This is a genomic window from Providencia sp. PROV116, assembly GCF_028482485.1.
GTDB lineage: Bacteria > Pseudomonadota > Gammaproteobacteria > Enterobacterales > Enterobacteriaceae > Providencia > Providencia rettgeri.
The window spans coordinates 205,620-221,214 of record NZ_JAMPQO010000001.1 but is presented as its reverse complement, the minus strand read 5'-3'; the positions used below and the strand labels follow the sequence as shown (position 1 = coordinate 221,214).

The 15,595-nt window shown below is 38.3% G+C and carries 15 protein-coding genes; 4 read left to right on the top strand and 11 right to left on the bottom strand.

Translation table 11 applies throughout. The features are described from left to right. Positions 1-240: 240 nt before the first annotated feature. Positions 241-462 carry a DUF2594 family protein gene (locus PSE72_RS01125; protein WP_102138673.1) on the top strand — a complete coding sequence of 74 codons (222 nt, stop codon included), beginning with the start codon at positions 241-243 and terminating at the stop codon, positions 460-462. Positions 463-637: 175 nt separating this feature from the next. Here the strand turns inward: PSE72_RS01125 and PSE72_RS01120 are convergent, their stop codons facing one another. The 7 genes from PSE72_RS01120 to PSE72_RS01090 form a co-directional block, all read right to left on the bottom strand. Continuing rightward, on the bottom strand, positions 638-916 hold the full coding sequence (locus tag PSE72_RS01120) for a hypothetical protein (RefSeq protein ID WP_004911225.1): 279 nt from the start codon (positions 914-916) through the stop codon (positions 638-640). Positions 917-1,114: 198 nt separating this feature from the next. Then, entirely contained in the window at positions 1,115-2,497 is a 1,383-nt protein-coding gene (locus tag PSE72_RS01115; protein ID WP_198641096.1) for an alanine/glycine:cation symporter family protein, read from the bottom strand. A 348-nt stretch (positions 2,498-2,845) separates the two neighbouring features. Beyond that, on the bottom strand, positions 2,846-3,727 hold the full coding sequence (htpX, locus tag PSE72_RS01110; protein ID WP_004911228.1) for a protease HtpX: 882 nt from the start codon (positions 3,725-3,727) through the stop codon (positions 2,846-2,848). A 418-nt stretch (positions 3,728-4,145) separates the two neighbouring features. Next, positions 4,146-4,841, bottom strand: a complete 696-nt coding sequence (locus PSE72_RS01105; RefSeq protein ID WP_115167176.1) for a cell envelope biogenesis protein TolA — start codon at positions 4,839-4,841, stop codon at positions 4,146-4,148. A 283-nt stretch (positions 4,842-5,124) separates the two neighbouring features. Beyond that, a complete protein-coding gene (gene prc, locus PSE72_RS01100) occupies positions 5,125-7,167 on the bottom strand; it encodes a carboxy terminal-processing peptidase (protein ID WP_115167175.1) in 2,043 nt (680 codons plus the stop codon). A gap of 19 nt (positions 7,168-7,186) precedes the next feature. Further along, complete coding sequence (gene proQ, locus PSE72_RS01095; protein ID WP_004911233.1) at positions 7,187-7,876, bottom strand: RNA chaperone ProQ; 690 nt, start codon at positions 7,874-7,876, stop codon at positions 7,187-7,189. 110 nt (positions 7,877-7,986) lie between these two features. After that, positions 7,987-8,469: a GAF domain-containing protein gene (locus PSE72_RS01090; RefSeq protein ID WP_115167174.1), complete on the bottom strand. Its 483-nt coding sequence runs from the start codon at positions 8,467-8,469 to the stop codon at positions 7,987-7,989. A gap of 132 nt (positions 8,470-8,601) precedes the next feature. Between PSE72_RS01090 and yebS the strand changes: the two genes are divergently transcribed. The 3 genes from yebS (at position 8,602) to PSE72_RS01075 (ending at position 12,523) form a co-directional block, all read left to right on the top strand. Further along, positions 8,602-9,828, top strand: a complete 1,227-nt coding sequence (yebS, locus tag PSE72_RS01085; RefSeq protein WP_115167173.1) for a membrane integrity lipid transport subunit YebS — start codon at positions 8,602-8,604, stop codon at positions 9,826-9,828. Beyond that, the gene (locus PSE72_RS01080; protein ID WP_115167172.1) at positions 9,803-12,142 is read left to right on the top strand and encodes a PqiB family protein; all 2,340 of its coding nucleotides are present in this window, start codon (positions 9,803-9,805) and stop codon (positions 12,140-12,142) included. Before yebS ends, PSE72_RS01080 begins: the two co-directional genes overlap by 26 nt. Positions 12,143-12,289: 147 nt before the next feature. Further along, on the top strand, positions 12,290-12,523 hold the full coding sequence (locus tag PSE72_RS01075; protein ID WP_004253902.1) for a DUF1480 family protein: 234 nt from the start codon (positions 12,290-12,292) through the stop codon (positions 12,521-12,523). 422 nt (positions 12,524-12,945) lie between these two features. Here the strand turns inward: PSE72_RS01075 and PSE72_RS01070 are convergent, their stop codons facing one another. The 4 genes from PSE72_RS01070 to ftnA all read right to left on the bottom strand — a co-directional run bounded on the left by PSE72_RS01070 (position 12,946) and on the right by ftnA (position 15,383). Further along, positions 12,946-13,293 carry a YebY family protein gene (locus tag PSE72_RS01070; protein WP_115167171.1) on the bottom strand — a complete coding sequence of 116 codons (348 nt, stop codon included), beginning with the start codon at positions 13,291-13,293 and terminating at the stop codon, positions 12,946-12,948. Between the two features lie 63 nt (positions 13,294-13,356). After that, positions 13,357-14,253 carry a copper homeostasis membrane protein CopD gene (copD, locus tag PSE72_RS01065; protein WP_115167170.1) on the bottom strand — a complete coding sequence of 299 codons (897 nt, stop codon included), beginning with the start codon at positions 14,251-14,253 and terminating at the stop codon, positions 13,357-13,359. A 1-nt stretch (position 14,254) separates the two neighbouring features. Then, positions 14,255-14,641: a copper homeostasis periplasmic binding protein CopC gene (copC, locus tag PSE72_RS01060; RefSeq protein ID WP_109912503.1), complete on the bottom strand. Its 387-nt coding sequence runs from the start codon at positions 14,639-14,641 to the stop codon at positions 14,255-14,257. A 238-nt stretch (positions 14,642-14,879) separates the two neighbouring features. Further along, on the bottom strand, positions 14,880-15,383 hold the full coding sequence (gene ftnA / locus PSE72_RS01055; RefSeq protein ID WP_004911254.1) for a non-heme ferritin: 504 nt from the start codon (positions 15,381-15,383) through the stop codon (positions 14,880-14,882). Positions 15,384-15,595 lie beyond the last annotated feature (212 nt).

Sequence of the window (15,595 nt, the reverse complement as noted above, 5' to 3'; positions counted from 1 at the left end):
GACACTTTTTTGTGAATTATATCACAATTTTTTATCACTCATAAAGGCTCCTATTTGCCTATTAGCAAGAAAAATATCATGCCAACTTATTTTTATTTCCCCAACTCTTACATTTAATTATGCGTTCAAATTTAATCCATTTATCTGAATATTTATTACATTCAGTTATCTGAAAACACATCCTATTACTTTCTATGCTACAATCTCACTATTATTTTTTATGCTCAAAGGATCGCTTTAATGAAAAACCATTTTCCAACTGAACCTAACGTTAATACTTTAGCGGATGAAGTGACTTGTCTTAAAAATTTACTGACACATATGCTAAAAGCTATCGGCCAAGCGGATGCAGGTAAAATATTAATTAAGATGCAGCGTGAAATTGCACAAATGGAAGACGAAAAGCAGGCAGAAACCTACAAAAATACGTTAGAACAGATAAAAACAGGGTATCGCCAATAGATTATTTAGCGATAAATGCTATTTTAAGGATATATCTACTATTAAGTGGTTTAAACTGCACAAATAACTAAGTTTTAATCGTGAAAATCATCTATCTTTATTCATGAATTAAACCATTCTTTATTCATTTAGCTCCCCCTTCAGAACCCTATGAAGGGGGCTTTTTTTCTACAGCTTATGTATTATTGCGTTTATAAATATCTTGGCAATGCTGAATGTATTCATCAACTGTTGTATCGTCGGTTTGCTTATCCCAACTTTTCTGCTCTTCAAAAGCCCACACTTGAAACGTTTGCCCAAAGTTAGCTCCAGACATGCCAACTTGCTTATATACCCGATGGTAAAAGCCTTGCTCAGAACGATAGATCTCAAATTTAAACGGAACTAACCTAGCGGGGTTTGTCGTTGTCAAAAAATCATTACCAAATAATAACGTTTTCTCAAGAATATCCATTCTATCCCCTTGTTTAATTTATAAAATACGTATGGTTTACACTATCCCTTCTAAGCATAGCGTGTTTAACGCAATTCCGTAATTTTACCTATAAAAATATATGATTTATATACTATTCATAGAGAAGATTGATTAATAACGGGAGATATTGACGAAATAATAAGCTTCACTATTAAAATGAAGCTTATTATCGCTGGTTTATGATTTGCTGTCGTACAACTGTTTTGCCATATCAATGCTGTCTGCATTCACATCTTTTATATGGTCACGTGTTAACCGATAAACAACGGGGCTTAACAGCAACAAGGCAATCAAATTAGGGATCGCCATCATGGCATTTAATGTATCTGCCAATAACCAAACAAAATCAAGTGATTGTGTTGCACCGATAGGTAAAGCAATCAACCATAACACTCTATATGGCTTTATCGCGCGCAACCCAAATAAATATTGCACACACTTTTCGCCATAAAAACTCCACCCCAGAATAGTGGTAAATGCAAATATGGCTAATGCGATAGCAACAATATAATTTCCACCTGGTATTGCCGTTTGGAATGATGATGCGGTTAATGTCGCTCCTGTTTCACTAGTCAACCACCCACCAGTTATAATGATAGTTAACCCCGTGACAGAACACACAATGATAGTGTCAATAAATGTCCCTAACATCGCAATAAGTCCTTGGCGAATAGGGTTTTGTGTTTTTGCAGCGGCATGGGCGATAGGTGCACTACCCAAACCAGCTTCATTGGAAAATACGCCTCGCGCAACTCCAAAGCGGATTGCGGCCCATACTGCCGCCCCCGCAAACCCACCTTGGGCAGCAACTGGGTTAAAGGCCGAAGTAACAACCAGAGAAAGTGCAGTAGGGATCTCAGTAAAATAAATGCCAAGTACAATGACACCCGCGCCAAAATAGGCAACGGTCATAAATGGGACAAGTTTTCCTGCAACATCAGAGATACGTCGCAGCCCACCAATCAACACCGCACCAACTAATAAAACTAAAACCCCGGCAGTCAACCATTTATGCACACCAAAGTTACTTTCTAGTACATCTGCCACTGAGTTCGCTTGTACTGTATTTCCAATGCCAAAACTGGCACATGCACCAAAAAAGGCAAACAATGTTCCCAACCAAATCCATTTAGGGCCTAATCCATTTTTAATGTAGTACATTGGGCCGCCAATATACTGGCCATATTTATCCACTTCACGAAAGCGAACGGCTAACACAGCCTCAGAATATTTTGTTGCCATTCCTACTAATGCCGTCATCCACATCCAGAATAATGCGCCTGGCCCGCCCATAACAACTGCCGTCGCTACCCCGGCAATATTCCCCGTACCGATAGTTGCCGATAACGCTGTCATTAATGCATTAAAAGGTGATATTTGTCCCTCACCCCGTGATTCGTTCTTTTGAAATAATAGCTTAAAACCCGTTCCAATTTTTCTGATCGGTAAAAATGCAAGCCGGATTTGCATATATATACCAACGCCTAAGATCCCAACAAGCATTGGTACTCCCCACACCACTCCATTTAGTTCACTTAACCACGTAGTTATCAAATCCATCCTACCCCCAATTAATTCATGTTAATTAACAAAACAACCAAACCCATAACAATTTCTTATCAATCTAATAAAGATTAAAAGTAAAATAAAAGCGAACAAAATTTCAGTAATTCATCATTTAAAATAGAAGATTGTGAGTAAGCTCACTTGTGATTTATCGATTGCAGTTATTAATACAATTAATTGCGAGTCGAAATTAAGATTGAGTCTGTTAGATATGAATAGGTATTTTGAGGGAATATATTTCACATATTATATAAATAAAAATGCCCAGTAATTAAACTATTACTGGGCAGATACTGAGATTGTTGTCTATATAAAGCTAACTTAGACTCATTATCTCGGCTACTACTTTAAGTATTCACCTGAGCGCAATGCTTCAATACGTTTGTCTAATGGTGGGTGTGATAAAAATAACTCACTAAATGCTTTCCCACGGCCATTAATACAAAATGCCATCAAACGGCCTTCTTCTTGTGGCTCATAGCTCGTTTTTAACCGTTGCAAAGCAGCTATCATCTTTTCACGACCAACTAATTTTGCCGAACCAGCATCCGCATGGAACTCACGATAACGAGAGAACCACATAGTGATGATGCTCGCCAAAATACCGAAGACGATTTCAAGCACCATAGAAACCGCGAAATAAACCATTGGGTTACCATTGCTACTTTCACTTTCGTTATCACTGTTGGACATAAAACCTGCCGCAACCTGTGCAATTATACGTGAGATAAAGATAACGAACGTATTCACGACACCTTGTAATAAAGTCATCGTCACCATGTCGCCATTGGCAATATGGCTAATTTCATGAGCAATAACCGCTTCCGCTTCATCACGGCTCATATTTTCTAATAACCCAGTACTCACCGCGACAAGTGAAGCATCACGACGGGCACCTGTTGCGAACGCGTTGATATCTGGTGCATGATAGATAGCCACTTGTGGCATTTGAATGCCAACTTGTTGTGCTTGGCGCTCAACGGTTGAGACTAACCATTGTTCCGTTTGGTTACGTGGAGTTTCGATAACTTCGCCACCGACTGATTTCAGCGCCATCCATTTAGACATTAATAGTGATATGAAAGCACCACCAAAGCCAAATAGACCGGCCATGATCATCAGGCCTTGAACACTACTACCACGGATCCCAGTTAAGCTTAGGATTATCCCAAACACAAACATAACCGCTAAGTTCGTGAGTAAGAATAAAGCAATTCTCATCATTTTTTATGTATTCCTTGGTAAAAACAAATATACGTAGAATTTACTTTATAAATAAGGTTTTTTCACACTTTTTCAAGTGCATTAACGCGAAAACCCTAAAAAACAACATAACTTTACATAGCTATGCTCAAAACTCATTATCATAATCTAAATAAATTATAACTTCTTACGATAAAAATTTAACCATTTATTTTTAAAGGTTCATTTAATAACCATTTAAATTTAAAGTTAATTTTAATTGAAACGATAAAGCTGTTTGGTCAATCACCAAAAGCAATTTAGTGTATTTATCTATCTTACCACTCATTTTATTCACCAAATGAATGAATATTCATTTTTACTTTCATTCTATTAAAAAATAATGCCACATTAAGTGGCACTATTTTGTTCTATCTCGATCTGTTGTTTTGTTCTAAGGCTAATTAGTTTTTTCTTTAGTCGATTTTGTTACTTTATCTTTTGCTGCTTTAGCCGATTCTTTATCTTTGGCTTTAGACGCCTTTTCTTTTACTGCTTTAGCTGGCTCTTTATCTGCGGCTTTAGACGCTTTTTCTTTTACTGCTTTTACTGACTCTTTATCTTTGGCTTTAGCCGCTTTTTCTTTTACTTCTTTAGCTGACTCTTTATCTACGGCTTTAGGCGCTTTTTCTTTTACTGCTTTAGCAGACTCTTTATCTTTGGCTTTAGATGCTTTTTCTTTCACGTTTTTAACTTCTTTATCCGCAGTTTTAGAGGCCTTTTCTTTTACTGTTTTAGCAGTGCCAGATGCTTTGTCACTGGCCTTGTCAGCTTTATCAGAAGCTATTTTGCTGGCTTTATCACTCGTGCTTTTTATTGAATCAGATACAGATGGTTTACTTGATTGCTTGGCAACACCAGTACCAATCACAGCACCAGCGGCTTTTGCTTTGTTGTTGATATCATTTTTTAGCTCGATAGTACATACTTGCTCTGAACGACTCGTTGAACCATCATTACAAATAAACTTACCATCTTCACAGCGATCAATTCCCCCTTTACTTCCAGAACAAGGGTAGTTTCTTGCATTCGCTGTGTTAATAGATGCAACTATCATTACACTCACTGCCATTAATCCTACAAATAATTTACGCATGGTATTGCCTCGTGACTAAGGGATCTATACCAAAAGTTTAGGATAAATTAAGTAAAGGTAAAGAAACCTATAGTTAATTTTTAATTTCAGTCAGTCATTTTAAAAATAAAGTAAATAAAGCATAAAGCTGTATCAATTTCGATACTATTTACTAAAAAGACTAAAATTAACAATAAACTAACATTTGGCTTTTATTGTGGGATATGTATTAAGATTGTATTGAAAAGACACAAAAATTAAGCCAGCTTGCGCTGGCTTAACCCGACAAATAATAAGAGGGATATTATTTATTATTTGATAATAGCTTAGTGTGCTGATTCGCTAAGTCGATCGCCATTTTCACCGTTTCATCAAGGTATGGGTCTGGTCCTTCATAATCTTTTGGCAGATCATCAATTGATTTCAATAGCGGCTTGCCTTCCCGTGTATTACGTTCGTTTATACGTTTCAGTTTTGTCGCTTCAATTTCAGAATCTTCTTTTTGACGTTCAGCATAGTTGAGTGAAATAAGATTCTTACTCTCTTTGTTTACTTTATAGCGTGCAATGTCTTCATCAATGTAATTGAATTCAGGGTCTTTGCTAATACGCGCCAAATGCTGCGTTTTTATTAACGATAAATCAGAAGAAACATCACCAACAGGCGTGTATTTTGCCGGTGGAATGCTATCCCATGGCAATGCGTTGTCCTCGAAACTTTCACCCGTTTCTGCGGGATCTTGGCCTGTTGGCATGACGACATCAGGGGTTACCCCTTCACGCTGTGTACTACCACCATTAACCCGATAAAACTTCTGAATAGTATACTGAACTGAACCTAATGAAGGCCATTCTGGCTTCAGCATTTGGTCGTAAACACGACTCAAACTACGGTGCTGCTGAACAGTTCCCTTACCAAATGTCGGCTCACCAACAATCATCGCCCTACCATAATCTTGCATTGCCGCAGCAAAAATCTCAGATGCAGATGCACTAAAACGGTCAACTAAAACAACGAGAGGACCTTTATAGTAAATAACGTCGTCGTCATCGATATCTTGACGAACTTGGCCATTGTTATCACGAACTTGGACAATCGGCCCTTGTGGAATGAACAAGCCAGATAAAGAAACCGCTTCAGTTAATGCTCCGCCACCATTACCGCGTAAATCAATAACCAATGCAGAAATATTATCTTTTGCCATGTTTTGCAGTTGAGCTTTAACATCATTCGTTAAACCAACGTAAAAACCTGGAATGTCTAAAACGGCAACTTTATCTCTACCTTGCTGTTTTATTGTCAGCTTGACTGCTCGGTCTTCTAGCCGGATCTGCTCCCGAACTATGGTGACTATATGAGGTTTCGCCCCTTTAGTATCAGAAACGACTTCCAACCGAACTTTACTTCCTTTCGGGCCTTTAATTAAAGCAACCACATCATCAAGTCGCCAGCCAACCACATCAACAATAGGTTTACCCGTTTGGCCTACACCGATAATTTTATCGCCGACTTTTAGTTCTTTGCTTTTAGCTGCTGGGCCCCCAGCAACCAACGAGTTGATAACTGTATTTTCATCATCTTGCTGTAAGACCGCACCAATTCCTTCTAATGATAAACTCATTTCTGAATTGAATTGTTCAGTATTACGAGGCGATAGATAACTTGTGTGTGGATCGATTTCACGAGCAAAAGAGTTAACTATCAATTGAAAAACATCTTCACTTTGCGCTTGTGTTAAACGTCGCAACGCAAAATTATAACGTTTCGTTAATTTCTCTTTGATTTCTTTATCATCTTTGCCTGATAGTTTTAAATTCAACCAGTCATAACGAACTTTTTGGTCCCATAGACGATCAAGTTCTTGCTTATCTTTAGGCCACGGTGATTTAGAACGGTCAACTTCAATAGAATCAGTCGCATTTAAATCGATAGGTTGCTCTAAACGAGCCAATGCATATTTAAATCGCTCGAAACGTCTTTCCTGAGACAGGTTATACAGGTCATAGAACGTATCTAACTTGCCATCCTCAAGCCATTGACCTACCTTGCCTTTATCTTTAGCGTACTGGTCAATATCGGATTGAAGTAAAACATTATGACCGAAATCTAACATATTGAGATAACGATCAAATATCTTCCCAGAAAATGCATTGTCTAAATCAAATTGGCGGTAATGTGAGCGAGTAAACCGAGATGTTACTCTTTCACTCACCGTACCGTGCTGTGCACTCTGTTTTAAGACAGGCAACTGAGCCGCAGTGACCGGAGTCACTGCTTGAGTATTAGCTATTGCACTGCCAAAAGTCGCTAGACTGACCACCAATGCAATTTTAAGAAGTTTGTTCATGACCTGATTGACCTCCGTATCAGAACTTTAAATGTTCCGCGCGTACAATCATTGCCAGCCCTGTTGGCAATTGAACCCTAACACCATCTTTCGCAATTTCTAAAACAGAGGCGTCCATCACACTGGTACCAACTTTTACTTTCAAAGTTTGGCCAATTTGGAGTGTGTTGATGTCTGTCACTGATTTCAGATTTTGCTCTGGTGCAGGTGTATTACGGCGAGGGGCTTTAGCTGATGTATTTTGCGAGCGTTCTTTATTGTCTGTTGGACGGCGGCGAGGCGCTTTTTGCTTAGTTGCGTCTTGTGTACGTGGTGTTTTATCACCCGTTTTTTGTGCAACTGGACGTTTTTGCGCTTTTTGTTCAGCACGCTGTGCTTGAACGCGAGCTTTCGCCTCGGCTAATTGTTGGCGCGCATGAGCAATATGTTCTGCATCTAATTCACCACAATCTTCACCGTTTAGGTCAACGCGTTTAGCGCCCTCTTTAACACCGTAGAGATAACGCCAGCTAGAAGTGTACATACGTAATGCAGAACGCAATTGCGTTTTGCTAATACCATCTTCTTCTTTTAAGCACCCTACGATATCTTGAAAAATTCCGACTTTTAACGGACGTGCTTCGCCTTCAGCGATAAAACAGCGAGGAAAACGCTCTGCTAGAAATGCGATAACTTCTTTACTACTATTCAACTTAGGTTGATTTTCCATGAAATTTCCTGATAACAACGATTTTGCCAACCTCACGGGCATGAACAAGCCGACATTATAATCGTGTTGCTGACAATTGCCACGTTACTATTAATTTAACTGACCATTATTTAGTGATATTTAGGCATAGAACACATTGCCAGGTGTTGACACAACTGGTTTACAAGGTATTGTAGCCCTTTTTCGTCTTCTTGGTCGAATTGGCTAATATTTGGGCTGTCGATATCTAAAACCCCGATAATTTGCCCATTAACTTCCAAAGGAAAGACAATTTCAGCGTTACTTGCTGCATCACAGGCAATATGACCTGGGAATGCATGAACATCTTCGATACGCTGAACTTGGTTATTGCTAAACGCTGTTCCACACACGCCTTTACCAAAAGGGATCCGAACACACGCAACTTTACCTTGGAAAGGACCCAGTACTAATTCTTGCCCATTACTGAGATAAAAACCAGCCCAGTTAACCCCTTCTAAACAGTCATATAATAATGCACTGGTATTTGCTAAGGTTGCAATTAAATCATATTCCCCTGCAAGTAGCGCAGAGAGATTGTCTGAAAGTTCGTGATAATACTTCTTTTTATCCATAATTATTTCTTGTAATAATCAAGCAATTAATCAAATATTTGTAAGCGCAGCCCTAAGGTTACCAATTTGTCACTTTGAGGTAAATTTTTTTACACTAGATTACATCGAGGTAACCACCTAAAATGAGTCAATATGAACTACATTAATCACACTGATTTGCTTTTTCAACGATGTAATCATTGCAATCAGAAGCTACTAACCCCTAAATTTAGCATACGGCAAGTCGTTGTTTGCCCTCGCTGCTTTAGTCAACTTAATGACGGGCGTTCTTGGTCACTCAATCGTTTATCAATACTGGCTATCACTTTATTGATGCTTGCCCCTATTGCATTTTGGCAACCACTTATTTCTATTCACTTATTAGGAAGCCAAATCAATGCAAATGTCATTGAAGGCATTCGCTTAATTAATCAACAAGGAGATCCATTTACGGCCAGTATAGTGGCATTTTGTGCAATTGCAGCCCCATTATTATTACCCATTTTAATTTTATTGTTATCTATTGGTCAGCATATTAATTTGAATCTCCGGCCTATTCTTTTAGTATTAAGTCACATCAAAGAATGGGTTATGTTAGATGTTTACCTTATCGCGCTAGGCATTGCTGCGATTAAAATGCAAGATTATGCGAGTGTTTTCATTGGACATGGTTTAATCGCTTTTATTACCATGTCTATTCTCAGTATATTAATCCTCATCCATATGAACTTAGATGAGTTATGGAACAAATTTTATCCGATTAATAATAAAAATGTACAAGACAACTCACTGACCTGTACAGCTTGCCATCATTGCGGCCCTGCAACTAGCAATGGAAAATGCCAACGCTGTCATCGTCCACTTCACTATCGCGAACCACATAGTTTGCAAAAAACCTGGGCCGCATTAATTGCTGCTATGGTGTTATTATTTCCTGCTAATTTAATGCCAATCTCTATTTTTTACCTCAATGGGCAACGTTTAGAGGACACCATTTATTCTGGTGTAGTGACTTTAATTGATTCAGGTAATTGGCCAATTGCAATTATTGTATTCATTGCAAGCATATTGGTTCCCTTTATTAAGATTATTATCATGATATTGCTACTGTTTTCTATCCATTTCAAAAGCAATACTGACCCTATTTTACGTATGAAATTACTTAGGTTTGTTTCATGGATTGGTCGTTGGTCCATGCTAGATTTATTCGTCATTGCCTTAATGATGACATTAGTTAATCGAGACCAATTGATGTCGTTTACGATGGGCCCTGCCGCACTGTATTTTGGTACAGCCGTTATTTTAACTATCTTGGCTGTTGAGTGGTTAGATAGCCGTTTAATTTGGGATTCTTATGGAAAATCAAAACCCGCAAAGTGAACCCTCTGAAGAAATATCAGAAGCTATATTACGTAAACGTAAGCAGATTTCACCGTTTTGGCTATTGCCCTTAGTCGCTATTTTCATTGCAGGCTGGCTTTTGTTTCAGCATTGGTCTGAACGGGGAACGAATATCACCATTGAATTTACATCTGCACCTGGAGTGGTAGCCAACCGTACGCCAATCCGATATCAAGGTGTCGAGGTGGGTATGGTGGAATCTGTCGCTATCAGTAAAAATATGAAAACCATTATTGTTACCGCTAGTGTGAGTAAAGACATGCGGCCAGCCTTGAATTCAGGGACTAAATTTTGGTTAGTGACCCCCAAGGCATCATTAGCAGGTGTTTCTGGTCTTGATGCGTTAGTTGGTGGGAACTACATTGGGATGTTACCAAGCACGGGAACAGAGCAATTCTCTTTTGTTGCACAGGATACACCACCGCAGCTAAACATAGATAAAGGTGAATTACTTATTCACCTTACTGCTCCGGATTTAGGCTCATTAAATGAAAACTCTCCGATTTATTACCGGAAAGTGCCTGTTGGATATATTTCTGACTATACCATTTTGCCAGATAACCAAGGTGTTTCTATCTCTGCTGTTGTCAAAAAACCGTATGCTAACTTAGTACGCAAAGAGAGTCAGTTTTGGAATGTATCTGGGTTACAAGGTAGCTTCGACCTTAAATCTGGAGCAAGTGTAAAAATGGAAAGCCTTTCTGCTGTGATAAATGGCGCCATTGCTTTTGACTCACCACAAAGCAGTCCTCAAGCAGAAGAAGGACAACAATTTGTTCTGCAAGATAATAAAAAAATAGCCAAAACCGCAGAGCAAGACGGCAAAGAACCCCTAATGCTAACGCTTTGGGCGCATGACACCTATGGTGTCGATAAAGGCCAACCCATTGTTTACAAAGGAATTCAAGTTGGCGAAGTGTTACAGCGTCACCTAGCAACTGAAAAAGTGAATTTTAGTATCCTAATCTATGATGAGTTCCAGCACCTTGTTCGTGAAGACAGTAAATTTGTTGCAAATAGCCGAGTGGATATCCAATTAGGCCTTAATGGATTACAATTCCAAGGCGCAACCCCCCAAGAATGGTTAGATGGCGGGATTCACCTGATAGCTGGACAAAGCCAAGATAAACTTCCCGAAACCTTTCCTTTATACCGTAGTGATGATAATGCAAAAGCCGGTATTTTAGGCGCTTTACCACCTACAACTATCACTCTCAATACTACGACACTACCAGACATTCAGGCGGGTTCTGTCGTTCTTTATCGCCAATTTGCAGTTGGCAAAATCATTGCCATTAAACCAACCAAATCCGGGTTTGCGATCAATGTAAATATTTCAAATGAATATCTTCATTTACTCACAGAAAATAGTGTATTTTGGGCTGAAGGCGGCGCAAAAGTTCAGCTTAATAGCAATGGTTTAACCGTTCAAGCTGCGCCTCTGAGCCGAGCGATTAGCGGTGCAATTAGCTTTGATAACCTAGATGGTGGCGTCGCCAATACTGCTCGACAACACACGCTTTACCCAAATGAAACCTCTGCGAAGGCAATAGGAAGCATTATTACGCTAACCACGTTTGATGCATCAAAACTTTCCGAAGGCATGCCAATCCGTTATTTAGGTATTAATATTGGTCAAATTGAATCATTAAAATTGTCATCTGACAAACGTGAAGTACAAGCAAAAGCAATTCTATACCCCGAATATGTCAGTACCTTTACCCGGTTAGGAAGTCGCTTCGCTGTGGTAACACCTGAATTATCCCCTGCGGGTTTAAATAATTTAGATAGCATATTGCAGCCTTATATCAGTGCTGAACCGGGACGTAGCAGTAAAAGCCGTTATCAATTTGAATTACAAACTGCCAATATTACAGACTCGCGTTATCTAGACGGTTTAACTATTTACCTTGATGCTATTGATGTAGGCGCAATCCAAATTGGTACACCTATTTTGTTTAGGGGCCTAGAAGTCGGTGTTGTTACAGGTCTCTATTTGGGAGAGCTTTCCGATCGCGTATATGTTGCGACACGTATTGGCAAGGAATACCAATATCTTATTCGCAATAATACCGAGTTTTGGCAGTCTTCCGGTTTTAACTTTTCATTTGGTTTAACCGGTGGCGTTGCCAAAAGCGGGACTTTCAAGCAATTTGTACGTGGCGGTATTTCCCTTGCTACACCGCCGTCAGTGCCTCTAGCCCCACAAGCTAGGCCTGAACAGCATTTCATCCTAAAATTAGAGCCCCCTAAAGATTACGTGGACTGGGGAACATCTATCCCGAAAAAATAATCACTATTAGGGTGCATATTAACCATATATAGCACCCTTTCCTCACAAGCACCTTAAAAATTATTTTGGAAATTAATTCCATTTATACTATGCTTAAATTCGTTGAGCTGATTATATATGGTTAAAATCGATGAATGAGGTGCTGTTATGTGTATTGTAAAATTGAAAATATCTTCCTATGAAATTAATGATGCGGTTATGGCTTCCCATAAAAGTGATACAGTAAGTATTCCATGTGATTCTGATACAGACTTTTGCATGCAACTTGATGGCTGGGACGAGCATACAAGTATTCCTGCCACTTTAGATGAAAAACCGGTTCTACTCTACCGTGATCGTTATGACAAAGAAAATCACCATTGGGTGATGAAACTTGCTTAATAGTTTTGTTAGTACTCTTAGGTTATTTACTAAGCATATAAATAGGTAGGAACCAATAAGCTGATATGAAATGAGAACTGACAAAATAATAGGCAAAAAAAGAGGCCTGGTAGATTCCGATTACCGGGCCTTGGGAAATGGCTCTGGCAGAGCCGTGCGCTAAAATTGCCATTGAGACGTTACAAAGTACACTCTAATACTAGCTTTCAATGCACGTTCTTACCATATTTATTATCAATATTTTTACATATTATTAACACAATTTATTTCTTAATTTTCTAAAATTGAACTATTTGTTTAATAGGTTATACCTATACATACAATCACTCAAACCTTTCAATTAATCAATGCATTGAATAATAACAATAATTTATTGTTTTCCACATCCCTTCTAGATTGAACATTTTAACTGAACGATAAATTTAATTACTCGCACACAATTTTGCAGCAGCTTCTTTTATAGGTAATATTCTTTCCTCAACTGTTTTGATGCTATCGGTAGGCTTAAGCAGCACATCAATAGGCTGTGCTTTAATTTCTTTTTTGATCATCAATTCAGTCGCTATGTCGTTTAATGGGTATTGCATTAGCGTGGCAGGGTTAATGACGACCAAAGCCCCATTATGACGGCACTCTAACATGACTTCCTCTCGAGTAAATGGCCAATCATCACCAAATTGTTTTTTACTCACGGATGTTAACGGTGCAGAAAAAGCAGTACTCACGGTTCCACCCAATAACAGTGAGCAAATAATGAGTTTAAATTTCATGGTAGTGACCTTATTAAACATTGAAGATATCTTACATATTATCAATTAAATATAAAAGTTTAGCTAGATTGGTTGGTAGCTTGCAAAAATTGCCACAGAAAGAATCGCCATCGTACCTAACAGTAACTCAACCCAACTGTTAATGATTAGGTAATTGATTCGCCCTTTTTGCTTAATAATAGGTACGATGTAATAACGATTGATAATCGCTAATAAAAGCATTCCTCCCACTAAAATGATCTTAAACCAAAGTAGTGATTGGTATTCTGACCCTGAATAATTTAATGGCCAGCCAGGTAAAAGTGTTATTGCACTAATGATCCCAGTAATGATCACCAGTACAACAGCGATATGGCCGAAGCGCGAAAAACGCATCATGGTATTCACAATTTGTTTGTCCATCCCTTCTGCCATTTCTTTTTTATTGCGCAAAAATTGGATGCAAATTAAAAATGGCCACAAACCGCCAAACCAATATGCAGAGCTAATGAGATGAATAAATTGATTAATACGATGGAATGTTCCGAGTAGGCCATCATGCATAGCCGCGTGCCCAATAAAGGCATGCAAACCAAGCAGGATCACTGAAAAAACTAATATTAGTTTCAATCGTAATTGAATTGATTTTATAAATAAGACCAATAGCAATAATACAGATGACAAAAGTTCCCAACGCCATACTTGGCCGAATGACGTCCCTAAAACCCCTTGCCATATCTGCCAATCAATACTATCTTCCCAACCATCACCCATCAGACCCGCTTGCGCAATCATCCAGCTGAAGGCTGTTAAGACAGTAACAATGGCACAAAAGAAAATGCCTTTATTCAAATAGCGGCTTAATAAATAATTAAATGAGCCGTGACTAAGTACCACTGCAAATATTGACATTCCACACATCAATATTGCAGCGATAAAATGAATAAAGCGAATAAGGGTATAAAAAGCTTCTAGTGACATATTATTTCACTGTAAAGCTATACGTTCCTTTTGTTTTGTGTCCGTCGACAGAAACGACGCTCCAATTAACATCATATTTCCCAGCAATGAGCTTGTCTTCCACAGGAACGACCACTTTTGTGTCGTTACTCGGGTCTAACGTTGCTTTACCGGTTTTCACTATTTTATTTTCAGGCCCGATAATACTGACCTTAGTGAAATTAACTTCGATACCTTCAGAAAAGCTTAATGAGATTGACTCTGGCGCTTGCTCCACTGCCGTACCTTCAGCAGGAAGCTGGTCTTTTAAATGTGCATGGGCAAATGCTTGTTGGAAAGACATGCCTAAAAATAGAACGGCGACAGCGCTAAGTTTGCGCCATGAAGATTTAATAGGGTTAATTGGCATAGTAACCTCTTAATTTGCAGGTGAATTTAGAATAATTGCCAATCATTATACGGAAAACAAACCATTTTACCGCTTAAAAATGGGTTTTATCGGCCTATCCTGTGAGTTTTCACACAAAATGAAAAGAAAAAGACTTATGAACATTGAATTACAGAATTCATGCCCATAAGCCTAGAGAGGTCTTTATGCATCAAGTAGGGAGAAAAACTAGATTTCTATCTACTTACTGGTGTGTAGATTAGACATGCGTTGCCGCAGACAGGTTTTTCAAATCTTTATCTAACAAGAATAGTGCTTTACCAGACTCACCCACCATATCCAGTTTATCCAGTACTGATTTAAATAATTTCTCTTCTTCATGTTGCTCTGCAACATACCATTGTAAGAAATTAAATGTAGAATAATCTTGTGTTGTCATTGCTAAATGAGCCAATTTATTAATTTCACGAGTAATTAATTGCTCATGTTCATAAGTTTGGGTGAATACATCACTAATTGATTTGAAATCAACGGGCGGCGCAGCAATTTGCCCTAACAGTGGCAACGCCCCAGTGTCACTAAGATAATCAAATAAACGCTGCATATGTTCCATTTCCTCTTGTGAGTGTGCTTTTAAGAACGCTGCAGCGCCTTCATAGCCTTTATCACTACACCAAGCACTCATTTGCAAATAGAGATTTGCAGAATAAAACTCAAGATTTAATTGCTCGTTTAATTTTTTGACCATATCTGTAGTTAACATATTTAAGCCTTATCGGTTAATCATTCATGCGTATATTATGCACAGTATTACAATAATTAAAACCCTAAAACAATCTTAAAACAAAAAAATCCAATTCACTGATAATTAATAACTTTTGTTAAAAACAATAATAATCAATCTCATTATCTTTCCCTGTTTTTCTATTAATAGCTAAATATATAAATAGATAAATTTAACTCTTATTTTTATTA

Coding starts and splice junctions, on each gene's coding strand:
- copD (WP_115167170.1), bottom strand. CDS start 14,253: ATGTCACTAGAAGCTTTTTATACCCTTATTCGCTTTATTCATTTTATC.
- PSE72_RS01070 (WP_115167171.1), bottom strand. CDS start 13,293: ATGAAATTTAAACTCATTATTTGCTCACTGTTATTGGGTGGAACCGTG.
- PSE72_RS01115 (WP_198641096.1), bottom strand. CDS start 2,497: ATGGATTTGATAACTACGTGGTTAAGTGAACTAAATGGAGTGGTGTGG.
- proQ (WP_004911233.1), bottom strand. CDS start 7,876: ATGGAAAATCAACCTAAGTTGAATAGTAGTAAAGAAGTTATCGCATTT.
- PSE72_RS01090 (WP_115167174.1), bottom strand. CDS start 8,469: ATGGATAAAAAGAAGTATTATCACGAACTTTCAGACAATCTCTCTGCG.
- PSE72_RS01125 (WP_102138673.1), top strand. CDS start 241: ATGAAAAACCATTTTCCAACTGAACCTAACGTTAATACTTTAGCGGAT.
- yebS (WP_115167173.1), top strand. CDS start 8,602: ATGAACTACATTAATCACACTGATTTGCTTTTTCAACGATGTAATCAT.
- prc (WP_115167175.1), bottom strand. CDS start 7,167: ATGAACAAACTTCTTAAAATTGCATTGGTGGTCAGTCTAGCGACTTTT.
- ftnA (WP_004911254.1), bottom strand. CDS start 15,383: ATGTTAACTACAGATATGGTCAAAAAATTAAACGAGCAATTAAATCTT.
- htpX (WP_004911228.1), bottom strand. CDS start 3,727: ATGATGAGAATTGCTTTATTCTTACTCACGAACTTAGCGGTTATGTTT.
- PSE72_RS01075 (WP_004253902.1), top strand. CDS start 12,290: ATGTGTATTGTAAAATTGAAAATATCTTCCTATGAAATTAATGATGCG.
- PSE72_RS01120 (WP_004911225.1), bottom strand. CDS start 916: ATGGATATTCTTGAGAAAACGTTATTATTTGGTAATGATTTTTTGACA.
- PSE72_RS01105 (WP_115167176.1), bottom strand. CDS start 4,841: ATGCGTAAATTATTTGTAGGATTAATGGCAGTGAGTGTAATGATAGTT.
- copC (WP_109912503.1), bottom strand. CDS start 14,641: ATGCCAATTAACCCTATTAAATCTTCATGGCGCAAACTTAGCGCTGTC.
- PSE72_RS01080 (WP_115167172.1), top strand. CDS start 9,803: ATGGAAAATCAAAACCCGCAAAGTGAACCCTCTGAAGAAATATCAGAA.